Source organism: Pseudomonas fluorescens, from assembly GCF_018614655.1.
Taxonomy (GTDB): Bacteria; Pseudomonadota; Gammaproteobacteria; order Pseudomonadales; family Pseudomonadaceae; genus Aquipseudomonas; species Aquipseudomonas fluorescens_BX.
Genome location: NZ_JAGGOG010000004.1, coordinates 593,821 through 605,546 on the forward strand (window position 1 = coordinate 593,821; position 11,726 = coordinate 605,546).

The 11,726-nt window shown below is 59.6% G+C and carries 8 protein-coding genes; 2 read left to right on the forward strand and 6 right to left on the reverse strand.

Features of this window, described 5'->3' with window-relative positions; translation table 11 throughout:
- Window positions 1-127: 127 nt before the first annotated feature.
- The 3 genes from betA to betI all read right to left on the reverse strand — a co-directional run bounded on the left by betA (window position 128) and on the right by betI (window position 4,201).
- Entirely contained in the window at window positions 128-1,831 is a 1,704-nt protein-coding gene (betA, locus tag J7E41_RS07640; RefSeq protein ID WP_214991351.1) for a choline dehydrogenase, read from the reverse strand.
- 193 nt (window positions 1,832-2,024) lie between these two features.
- Window positions 2,025-3,497 carry a betaine-aldehyde dehydrogenase gene (gene betB / locus J7E41_RS07645; RefSeq protein WP_214991353.1) on the reverse strand — a complete coding sequence of 491 codons (1,473 nt, stop codon included), beginning with the start codon at window positions 3,495-3,497 and terminating at the stop codon, window positions 2,025-2,027.
- A gap of 110 nt (window positions 3,498-3,607) precedes the next feature.
- Window positions 3,608-4,201 (reverse strand): transcriptional regulator BetI, encoded by a 594-nt coding sequence (betI, locus tag J7E41_RS07650; protein WP_214991354.1) that lies wholly within the window; start codon window positions 4,199-4,201, stop codon window positions 3,608-3,610.
- Between the two features lie 319 nt (window positions 4,202-4,520).
- Between betI and betT the strand changes: the two genes are divergently transcribed.
- On the forward strand, window positions 4,521-6,518 hold the full coding sequence (gene betT / locus J7E41_RS07655; protein ID WP_214991356.1) for a choline BCCT transporter BetT: 1,998 nt from the start codon (window positions 4,521-4,523) through the stop codon (window positions 6,516-6,518).
- A gap of 181 nt (window positions 6,519-6,699) precedes the next feature.
- On the opposite strand, the gene choV is transcribed toward betT, so the two are convergent.
- From choV to J7E41_RS07670, 3 genes are all read right to left on the reverse strand, one after another.
- Window positions 6,700-7,878 (reverse strand): choline ABC transporter ATP-binding protein, encoded by a 1,179-nt coding sequence (gene choV, locus J7E41_RS07660; protein ID WP_214991358.1) that lies wholly within the window; start codon window positions 7,876-7,878, stop codon window positions 6,700-6,702.
- A complete protein-coding gene (gene choW, locus J7E41_RS07665) occupies window positions 7,875-8,720 on the reverse strand; it encodes a choline ABC transporter permease subunit (RefSeq protein WP_169377011.1) in 846 nt (281 codons plus the stop codon). Before choW ends, choV begins: the two co-directional genes overlap by 4 nt.
- Window positions 8,721-8,787: 67 nt before the next feature.
- Complete coding sequence (locus J7E41_RS07670; RefSeq protein ID WP_214991360.1) at window positions 8,788-9,735, reverse strand: choline ABC transporter substrate-binding protein; 948 nt, start codon at window positions 9,733-9,735, stop codon at window positions 8,788-8,790.
- A gap of 415 nt (window positions 9,736-10,150) precedes the next feature.
- Between J7E41_RS07670 and J7E41_RS07675 the strand changes: the two genes are divergently transcribed.
- Window positions 10,151-11,527, forward strand: a complete 1,377-nt coding sequence (locus tag J7E41_RS07675) for an L-serine ammonia-lyase (protein WP_214991362.1) — start codon at window positions 10,151-10,153, stop codon at window positions 11,525-11,527.
- Window positions 11,528-11,726 lie beyond the last annotated feature (199 nt).

The following is an 11,726-nucleotide window of genomic DNA, read 5'->3' on the forward strand; positions in this document are numbered from 1 at the left end:
ACTTTTGCTGTCTGGTCGGGCCTCATCGCGGGCAAGCCCGGCTCCCACAGCTGACCGAGTTGTTCTGGCGAACGTGGTCAAAGGTGGGAGCTGGCTTGCCTGCGATACAGGCGACGCGGTGTATCAGTTACTGCGCAGTACGGCTCACTTCACGCAACGGCTTGCCACGTACCGGCGCTTCACCCGCGACGTAGTAGTCGGCGGTGCTGCGTGGCAATGGCTTGCGGTTACGGATCTTGTCGGCGATTTTCTCGGCGATCATGATCGTCGGCGCGTTCAGGTTACCGGTGGTGATGATCGGCATGATCGAGGCATCGACCACACGCAGACCCTGCATGCCATGCACGCGACCTTCGGCATCAACCACGGCCATCTCGTCGGTGCCCATCTTGCACGAGCAGGACGGGTGGAACGCGGTTTCGGCGTGCTCACGGACAAACTTGTCCAGTTGCTCGTCGGTCTGTACGTCGATGCCCGGGCTGATTTCGCGGCCACGGTACTGGTCCAGTGCCGGCTGTTGCATGATTTCCCGGGTCAGGCGGATGCCGTCGCGGAATTCCTGCCAGTCTTGCTCGGTCGCCATGTAGTTGAAGAGGATGCTCGGGTAGTCCCGTGGGTTCTTCGACTTCAACTGGATGCGGCCACGGCTAGGCGAACGCATGGAGCCCATGTGCGCCTGGAATCCGTGCTCTTTCACACCATTGCTGCCGTTGTAGTTAATCGCCACCGGCAGGAAGTGGTACTGGATGTTCGGCCAATCGAACTCTTCGCGGGTACGGATGAAACCGCCCGCTTCGAACTGGTTGCTGGCGCCGATACCGGTGCCGTTGAACAGCCACTCGGCACCGATGGCCGGCTGGTTGTACCAGAGCAGCGACGGGTACAAGGACACGGGCTGGGTGCACGCGTATTGCAGGTACAGTTCCAGGTGGTCCTGCAGGTTTTCACCGACGCCTGGCAGGTCGTGGACCACCGGGATGTCGAGGCTTTCCAGCAATTTGGCCGGGCCGACACCGGAGCGTTGCAGCAGTTGCGGCGAGGCGATAGCGCCGCTGCACACCAGGACTTCCTTGCGGGCACGGGCTTCAACGCGCTCTTCGGCAGCGCCAATCAGGTAACGCACGCCAACAGCGCGCTTGCCTTCGAACAGCACTTTATCGGTCAGGGCGTGAGTGACGATGGTCAGCGTCGAACGCTTCTTGGCTGTGTCCAGGTAACCGCGCGCGGTGCTGGCGCGACGGCCGTTCGGCGTCACGGTACGGTCCATCGGGCCGAAGCCTTCTTGCTGGTAACCGTTCAAGTCTTCGGTACGCGGGTAACCGGCTTGCACGCCTGCTTCAACCATGGCGTGGAACAGCGGGTTGTTGCCGGCTTTTGGCGTGGTCACGCTGACCGGGCCTTCGCCGCCGTGGTAGTCGTTCGGGCCGATGTCGCGGGTTTCGGCCTTGCGGAAATACGGCAGGCAGTCCAGGTAGGTCCAGTCTTCCAGGCCTGGCAGTTTCGCCCAGTTGTCGTAGTCCATGGCGTTGCCACGGATGTAGCACATGCCGTTGATCAGCGAAGAACCACCCAGGCCCTTGCCGCGACCGCATTCCATCCGGCGGCCGTCCATGTGCGGCTCTGGATCGGTTTCGTAGGCCCAGTTGTAGCGGCGGCCTTGCAGCGGGAAGGCCAGGGCGGCTGGCATCTGGGTACGGAAGTCCAGACGGTAGTCCGGGCCGCCGGCTTCCAGCAGCAGGACGGTGACGCCTTCGTCTTCGGTAAGACGGGTCGCCAGGGTGTTACCGGCGGAGCCGGCACCCACGATGATGTAGTCGTATTCTTGGGACATTAAATGCACCCTCTAAAAGTGTGATCAGGCCGCTTTTGTGGTGAGGGGGCTTGCCCCCGTTCGACTGCGTAGCAGTCGCAAAATCAGCGCTCGGGTTCTGTCTGAAAGATCGCAGTGTCTGGGATGGGGCCGCTTCGCAGCCCAACGCGGGCAAGCCCGCTCGCCACATTGGCCATCCCGGACTTAAAGGGTCTTAGAACACCGAGGCGTAGTCGCCCAGCTCAACCTGTACCGATTTGATGCGAGTGAAGTTGTTCAGCGAGCTGATGCCGTTCTCACGGCCAACACCCGACTGCTTGTAGCCGCCGACTGGCATCTTGGCATCGGACTCGCCCCAGGCGTTGATCCAGCAGATACCGGCTTCCAGTTGATGAATCACGCGGTGGGCGCGGTTCAGGTCTTTGGTGACCACGCCGGCGGCCAGGCCGAAGTCGGTGTCGTTGGCGCGGCGGATCACTTCTTCTTCGGTTTCATAGGTGAGGATGCTCATCACCGGGCCAAAGATTTCTTCACGGACGATGGTCATCTCGTCAGTGCAGTCAGTGAACACAGTCGGTGCCACGAAGGCGCCTTTGGCGAAGTCGCCGTCGGTCAGACGGTCGCCACCGCACAGCAGGCGAGCGCCTTCTTCTTTACCTTTGGCGATATAGCCCAGCACGCTTTCCATGTGGGCGAAGCTGACCAGCGGGCCGAAGTTGGTGTTCTCGTCTTCCGGGTTGCCGACGCGGATGCGTGCGACGCGTTCAACGATCTTCGCTTCGAAGGCGGCTTGCAGGTGCTTTGGAACGAACACGCGAGTGCCGTTGGTGCAGACCTGGCCGGAGCTGTAGAAGTTGGCCATCATCGCAGTGTCGGCGGCGCGATCGAGATCGGCGTCGTCGAAAATGATCAGCGGGGATTTGCCGCCCAGTTCCATGGTCACGTCTTTGAGCGAAGAGCCGGAGGCGCTGGCCATGACCTTCTTGCCGGTGTCGGTGCCGCCGGTGAAGGAGATTTTCTCGATGCGCGGGTGCTCGGTCAGCCAGGTGCCGACTTCACGGCCGCTACCGGTCAGGACGTTGAACACGCCGTCTGGAACGCCGGCTGCGGTGTAGATCTCAGCCAGTTTCAGGGTGGTCAGGGACGTCACTTCGCTTGGCTTGAAGATCATCGCGTTACCGGCCGCCAGGGCTGGAGCGGATTTCCACAGGGCGATCTGGATCGGGTAGTTCCATGCGCCGATACCGGCCACAACGCCCAGAGGCTCGCGACGGGTGTAGACGAACGAAGTGGTGCGCAGCGGGATCTGCTCGCCTTCGATGGCGGGCACCAGGCCTGCGTAGTACTCCAGCACGTCAGCACCGGTGACGATGTCGACATACTTGGTTTCAGAGAATGCTTTACCGGTGTCCAGGGTTTCCAGGGCGGCCAGCTCATCGTTGCGCTCGCGCAGGATGTCGACGGCGCGACGCAGGATGCGCGAACGCTCCATGGCGGTCATGGCGGCCCAGATTTTCTGGCCTTTTTCGGCGCTGACGACGGCGCGTTCAACGTCTTCTTTTGTCGCACGTTGCACTTTGGCGAGAACTTCACCGTTAGCCGGGTTGATGGCTTCGAAGGTGGCATCGCTGCCAGCGTCGCTGTAGCCGCCGTCAATGTAGAGTTTTTGCAGTTCGAAACGGGCCATAAAGTCCTCGCAAGTGCATAAGTGGTTGGCGTTAACCGCGAAAGGGTGGGCCATAAGGTTCTGGCAACACCGATCAGCAGCCGTTCAGGGGTTGAGCGTTTATGTGTGCTCTAACTCACCTGCTTGGCCAATTGAAAATCCATGTATTCGTAAGCGATCCGTTGCGCCTGCTCCGTGTCGAAAGCGTCTCCCGACAGGGCGCCGCGCAACCACAAACCGTCGATCAGGGCCGCCAGCCCGCGGGCTGCGCTGCGTGCCTCAGGCAGTGGCATCGCACGGCGGAACTGGCAGCACAGGTTGGAATACAGACGGTGATCGTTGATCCGCTGCAACCTGTGCAATGACGGGTGGTGCATGCTGGTGGCCCAGAAGGCCAGCCAGGTTTTCATCGCCGGGCCGTTGACTTGGCTGGCGTCGAAGTTGCCTTCGATGATTACCTGGAGGTGCGCCCGTGGGCTGTCATCCTCCAACGCGTGCCGACGTGCGTGTACGTTCTCGATCAGGGCGTTCATCAGGTACCGCATCGTCGCGGCGATCAGGCCATTCTTGTCCTGAAAGTAGTGACTGATGATGCCGTTCGAAACACCGGCCAAACGGGCGATCAGCGCAATGCTGGCGTCGCCCATTCCGACCTGATCAATGGCCGTCAACGTGGCTTCGATCAACTGCTGGCGGCGTATGGGTTGCATACCGACCTTGGGCATGTAGCACCTCTCCTTAGGCCTGCCGGCGAGCGATAAACGTCCGTCGGCTTGATGGCCAGTCTATTTTGTTTTGATTGAACGTTCAATCAACAAAGAATAAGATCTGCGACAAATGGTCGCTACCTACAGGTATTTCCTACGTGTATGTGGCGACATCTGACCTCTGCAAAACCCTTGAAACAGCCCAAGCCACGGCTTCGGTGGGGTTCAGGAATTTTCGGGGTGTCTTTATAACACCCGTCCGTCGACTGCCGAAAAATCGATGGCACGGGTCAAGCGCTGCCTTGCGTTTCTCTGCACTGCCCGGAGCATCTGTGCCATGAGTTCTGCCTCTCTTATAAAGACCCCGCCGGAAAAGGTGCGGGTCAACGGTTGGGTGTTCTACACCTCCACCGCGCTGATTCTGTTGTTGACCGCGATTTTGATCATCGCCCCGCAGGAAGCTGGCAGGATGCTCGGCGTGGCCCAGGCTTGGTTGTCGAAAAGCTTTGGCTGGTACTACATGGTGGTCATCGCCGCCTACCTGGTGTTTGTGGTCGGCCTGGCGTTTTCGTCCTACGGCAAGCTGAAACTGGGCAGCAAGGACGATACCCCGGACTTCAGCTACGGCGCCTGGGCCGGCATGCTGTTCTCGTCGGGGATCGGCATCTCGCTGTTGTACTTCGGTGCGTCCGAGCCGCTGGACCACTACTTCAATCCGCCTGAAGGCGCAGCCGCCAGCAACGGCGCGGCACGCCAGGCGTTGCAGTTGACCTTCCTGCATTGGGGCCTGCACGGCTGGGCGATCTATGCGCTGGTCGGCCTGGCCGTGGCCTACTTTGCCTACCGTCATAACCAGCCGCTGGCGTTGCGCTCGGCGCTGTACCCGTTGGTAGGCGAGCGTTGGGTCAAGGGTGCGGCCGGTCATGCGGTAGATGGCTTCGGCATGTTCGTGACGCTGCTGGGCCTGGTGACGAACCTGGGGATTGGTTCGATGCAAGTGTCGTCCGGGTTGGAAAACCTGTTCGGCATGGAGCACAGCAATACCAACCTGCTGATCGTGATCATTGTGATGAGCACCGTGGCGACCATCGCTGCCGTGTCGGGTGTGGAAAACGGCATTCGCCGCCTCTCCAACCTGAACATCGTGCTGTTCAGCGGCTTGCTGATTTTCGTGCTGCTGTTCGGCCCGACCTTGCACTTGCTCAATGGCCTGGTGCAAAACACCGGCGACTACCTGAACGGCATCGTGTTGAAAACCTTCGACCTTTATGTGTACGAAGGCGACGGCGACAAGACCGAGCGCTGGATGGGCCTGTGGACCCTGTTCTACTGGGCCTGGTGGATTTCCTGGGCACCTTTCGTAGGCATGTTCATCGCACGTATTTCCCGTGGGCGCACCGTGCGTGAACTGGTGGCCGGCGTGCTGCTGATTCCGTTGGGCTTCACCCTGGCGTGGCTGTCGATCTTCGGCAACTCGGCGTTGGACCTGGTGCTTAACCAAGGGGCGGTGGAGCTGGGCAAAACCGCCCTGGAACAACCGTCCATGGCGATCTACCAACTGCTTGAGCATTACCCTGCGTCGAAAATCGTTATTGGTGTGTCGATCTTTGTGGGCTTCGTGTTGTTCCTGACCCCGGCGGACTCCGGCGCGGTGATGATGGCGAACTTGTCCTGCAAGGGCGGCAACGTTGACGAAGATGCGCCGCACTGGCTGCGGATTTTCTGGTCGGTGGTGATCACGCTGGTGACCATCGGTCTGCTGTTCGCCGGTAACTTCGAAGCCATGCAAACCATGGTGGTACTGGCTGGCCTGCCGTTCTCGGTGGTGCTGATTCTGTTTATGTTCGGCTTGCACAAGGCCATGCGCCAGGACGTGGCGATCGAACAGGAGCAAGCGCAATTGGCCGAGCGTGGGCGTCGTGGTTTCAGCGAGCGTCTGACCGCGCTGGACCTGCAGCCGACTCAGGCGGTTGTGCAACGCTTTATGGACAAGAAGGTGACGCCGGCGTTGGAAGAAGCGGCAGTGGCCTTGCGTGCCCAAGGGCTGGATGTGCAGACCTTGCTCGGTCAATCCAAGCGCTGCATGGGCGTGCGGATCGAGATGGAAGAGGGCAACCCGTTTGTCTATGAGGTGAGCCTGGACGGTTACCTGGCGGCGCCGAGCGAGTCGGTGGAAGCCGAAGAAGAACGCACGCGCTACTACCGCGCCGAGGTTTACCTGCACAACGGGAGTCAGGAATACGACCTGATGGGCTTCACCCAGGAGCAGATCACCCGGGACGTGCTCGATCAGTTTGAAAGCCATCGGCAGCTCCTTGGCCGTGTCTATAGCTGAGTGTTGATGTGAGCGGTGTCCTCAAGGACACCGCCTATCCAATGTGGGAGCGGGCTTGTGTGGGAGCGGGCTTGCTCGCGAAAGCGGTGTGTCAGTCCGCACCTCCAATACTGACACACCGCTTTCGCGAGCAAGCCCGCTCCCACACAAGCCCGCTCCCACATTTGTTTTGCGGTGCTTATCAGCCCAGGTTCTTGCCTAGCAACGCGTGATACAACTCGCTATCCCCGAGTATCCCTACCACCTTGTTGTTGTCATGCAACACCAGCTTGTTCCCTGTCTGATAGCGAATCTGCAACGCATCGCGCATGCCGATATTGGAGTCCACCAGCGTCGGTGCCCGGCCCAGGCCTTCTACCGCCTGCCCTGGTATCCAGTTCTGCAAGTTCAGCGCCGAACCGTTCTGCCGCGCGCCCTTGATCGTGTTGCCTTCGGCCAGGTCCAGCCACGAGTCGCCGCCTGGATCGAGACACACCGAACCGTTGACGCGCGTGCACTTGTCCAGCGTGCGCATCAGGCTGCGCCCGCACAACACATTCAGCGGATTGGTATGGGCCACGAAGGTACGCACATAGTCATCGGCCGGGTTCAGCACGATCTCTTCCGGCACGCTGTACTGGATGATCCGGCCGTCTTTCATGATCGCGATACGGCTGCCGAGTTTCAGCGCTTCATCCAGGTCGTGGCTGACGAACACGATGGTCTTGCTCAGCTTGTTTTGCAGCTCCAGCAACTCGTCTTGCAAACCCTGGCGGATCAGCGGGTCGAGTGCGGAGAAGGGTTCGTCCATCAGCAGAATGTCGGCGTCCATTGCCAGGGCACGGGCCAGGCCTACACGCTGCTGCATGCCGCCGGACAGTTCGTCAGGCTTCTTGTTGCGCCACTGGGCCAGGCCCACCAGCTCCAGCTTGTCGTCGACCAACTTGCGCCGTTCTTTCTCCGGTCGGCCCTGCATTTCCAGGCCAAAGCTGATGTTCTCGCGCACCGTCAGCCAAGGCATCAGGGCAAACTTCTGGAAGACCATGGCGATGCGCTTGGTGCGCATCATTTTCAGCTCGGCGGGTGTGCAGGAAGCAATGTCGATCTGCTTGCCTTCGTGCTCGACGAACAGTTGCCCGCGGCTGACGGTGTTCAAGCCATTGATGCAGCGCAGCAAGCTCGACTTGCCGGAGCCGGACAGGCCCATCAGCACGCAGATCTCGCCTTTCTCGATGTCCAGGCTGGCCTTTTCAACGCCGACAATCTGGCCGGTTTTTTTCAGGATCTGGTCACGGGTCATACCTTGGTCGAGCAGTTTCAGGGCTTCACGCGGGTCCTTGGAGAACACCACGTCGACCTGATCGAAGCGAATGATGCTCATGCGTCACCCCCTACTTTGGCGTCGGGTTGTTTGCAGATGCGGTCGAGCATGATGGCCAGCAACACGATTGCCAGGCCGGCTTCAAAGCCCAGGGCGATGTCGGCGGTGTTCAGTGCGTTGACCACCGGTTTGCCGAGACCATCGGCACCCACCAGGGCGGCGATGACCACCATCGACAACGACAGCATGATGCATTGGGTAATGCCGGCGGCAATGCTCGGCATGGCGTGGGGCAGTTCAATGCGCGAGAGCAACTGACGGCGCGAGCAGCCAAAGGCCTTGCCTGCGTCCATCAGCTCTTGCGGCACATCACGGATACCCAGGTAGGTCAGGCGGATCGGCGCGGCAATCGCGAACACCACCGTGGAAATCAGACCGGGCACCACACCCAGCCCGAAGAGGGTCAGGGTAGGGATGAGGTAGACGAAGGTCGGTACGGTCTGCATCAGATCGAGCACCGGCCGCATCAGGGTGTAGAACATCGGTTTGTGCGCGGCAACAATGCCCAGCGGTACGCCGATGACCACGCAGACCAGGGTGGCGAACAGCACCTGCGCCAGGGTCTCCATGGTTTCCTGCCAGTAACCCAGGTTGAGGATCAGCAGGAAGGAGGCGATGACAAAAACAGTCAGTCCCCATTTACGTTGAATAAAGTGAGCCAACAGCGCAATCAGACCGATCAATGCCAGTGGATTGAACCAGGTCAGCGCGAACGTCACGCCGTGGATCATCGTTTCCAGTGTCGATGCGATTGCGTCAAAGTAGTTGGCACCGTTTTGGGTCAACCATTCGACGAAGGCAGCGATGTACTGGCCTAGTGGGATTTTCTGTTCAGTCAGCATGGTAGTGAATGTCCACATGCGAAGAGGAAAAACATCCCGGGCCAGCGAGCCGGCCCGGGGTCAGCAATTACTTGGCGAGGTAGGCTTTTACGGCGTCCAATCCTGGTTTGCCATCGAGGGTGGTGACACCGGCGAGCCAGGTGTCGAGCACTTGCGGGTTTTTCCGCAGCCAGGCCTTGGCTGCGGCGTCAGGTTTCATCTTGTCGTCCAGGACGTTACCCATCAGGGTGCTTTCCATGTTCAAGGTGAACGACAGGTTCTTCAGCAACTGACCGACGTTGCTGCATTCCTGGACGTAGCCTTTGCGAGTGTTGGTATAGATAGTGGCCTGGCCGTAGTTGGGGCCGAATGAATCGTCACCCCCGGTCAGGTACTTCATCTTGAAGCGGGTGTTCATGGGATGCGGTTCCCAGCCCAGGAATACGATCGCCTGGCCACGTTTGGTGGCGCGTTCCACCTGCGAGAGCATCCCGGCTTCGCTGGATTCGACCACCTTGAAACCGGCGTCTTTCAAGCCGAACTGATTCTTGTCGATGACGCCCTGGATCGTGCGGTTACCATCGTTACCCGGTTCAATGCCGTAAATCTTGCCGCCCAGTTCATCCTTGAATTTGACGATGTCGGCGAAGTCTTTCAGGCCCTTGTCGTACAGCGCTTCGGGTACAGCCAGGGTGTATTTGGCGTTCTCCAGGTTGGCGCGTACGGTTTCCACGGTGCCGGCATCACGGTACTGCTTGATGTCGTTTTCCATGGTCGGCATCCAGTTGCCGAGGAAGATGTCCATGTTCTTGCCATCGGCCAGGGACTTGTAGGTCACTGGCACGGAAATCATCGTGGTGCGTGGCTTGTAGCCGAGGGCCTTGAGGATTTCGCTGGTGGTGGCGGTGGTGACAGTGATGTCGGTCCAGCCGACATCGGAGAAGTTGACGGTACTGCATTGCGCCGGTTCCGCAGCTTGTGCCAGGACCGGCAGACTCAGCATGGCGGCCAACAACAACGTGGGTGAACCTTTCATGTGGGTAGACTCCTGATGTTTTTCTGGCGGCGGTTGACCGCGCTTTATAAGTGTTGCGGTTGGGGCGTGTGACACAGCTCTGCCTGGATGCCTTGCAAACGAGTCGAGCCTGATCATGTACCAGTGAAAATCTGACGCCTACAGGGGGCGTCGTATCCAGTACAGGGATGGTCGTATCCAGTGTCGGTGACGTCGCTTACAGATTTTTTCCTGCTAAAAACTGAACGTGTTGCCGCCCCGCAGCGTAAAAAAACGGTCAGGACGGATGATCGCATGGGGGCGGCGCTGTTGAGCATGGGTACGTCGGTGTGAGACGTCGCAGAGGGCAACAAAAGCTTGATGATGCCGCCATCCGGGCGACTTGAGCGTAGCAGCTCCTGCGCCTGGCCTGTGCTCATCGAGGAGTTTCACGGTAATGGCTATCAGCGTTTTCGACCTGTTCAAGATCGGCATCGGTCCTTCCAGTTCTCACACCGTCGGGCCTATGCGCGCCGCGGCGTTGTTCGTTCAAGGACTGCGCGTTCGTGATGTATTGGAACAAGTACGGCGCGTTGAAGTTCAGCTCTATGGCTCTTTGTCCGCGACTGGCATCGGTCACGGTAGCGACAACGCGACGATCATGGGCCTGATGGGCGAGTGGCCGGATGCGATTGACCCGTCGCAGATCGGCATCCGCATCGAGACCCTGCGTGAAACCAATACGTTATTACTGGACGGGCGTTTACCAGTACCGTTTGTGTGGGCGCGGGACATGCGCTTGATTGACGAAAATCTGCCGTTTCATCCCAACGCCATGACCCTGGTGGTATTCGGTGATGACGGTGAATTGCACCGCGATACCTACTATTCAGTGGGTGGCGGTTTTGTGGTGGATCAAGCCCAGGCCAATAGCGGCGTGGCGGATATGGATCGCACCGAGCTGCCTTACGATTTTTCCAGTGCGGTGGAGCTGCTGAGCCTGTGCCAGACCCACAACCTGCGGGTGGCCGAACTGATGCTCGCCAATGAGAAAGTCTGGCGTTCGGAAGAGGAGATCCGTAGCGGCCTGATGACGCTCTGGCGCGCCATGCAAGATTGCGTCGAGCAGGGCCTCAAGCACGAGGGCATTCTGCCGGGCGGTCTTAATGTGCGTCGGCGGGCAGCCAAGTTGCACCGCAGCTTGCAGGAATTGGGCAAGCCCAATGTGATCGGCTCGACCTTGAGCGCGATGGAGTGGGTCAACTTGTTCGCCCTGGCGGTGAATGAAGAAAATGCTGCAGGTGGGCGCATGGTCACTGCACCGACCAATGGCGCGGCGGGGATTATCCCGGCGGTGCTGCACTACTTTATGAAGTTCAGCGAAGTGGTGACCGAAGCCAACGTTGTCGACTATTTCCTGAGTGCCGCAGCGGTGGGCATTCTGTGTAAAAAGAACGCTTCGATTTCCGGCGCTGAAGTGGGTTGCCAGGGTGAAGTCGGCTCGGCCTGCGCCATGGCGGCGGCAGGGCTGGCAGAAATTCTCGGCGCGACTCCGGAGCAGTTGTGCAACGCGGCGGAGATTGGCCTGGAACATAACCTCGGCCTGACGTGCGACCCGGTGGGTGGGCTGGTGCAAGTGCCGTGCATCGAGCGCAATGCGATTGCGGCGGTGAAAGCGATCAACGCGGCGCAGATGGCGTTGCGGGGTGATGGCCAGCACTTTATCTCGTTGGACCGGGTGATCCGCACCATGCGAGATACCGGGGCGGATATGCATGACAAGTACAAGGAGACATCGCGGGGTGGGTTGGCGGTGAGTGCGGTGGAGTGTTGAGTTGCACCCTGTGGCGAGGGGGCTTGCCCCGGTACAAACCGGGGACATCGTTTACATTTCTAACCGGGGACATGGTTTACAGGTTAATACGCATGATCAGGAGGTATCTGATCATGCCCTGGAACCAAGAGTCCCCCATGAATCAACGAATCAAACTGGTCGCCGACTGGCTTTCTGGCAACTACACGAAAACCCAGTT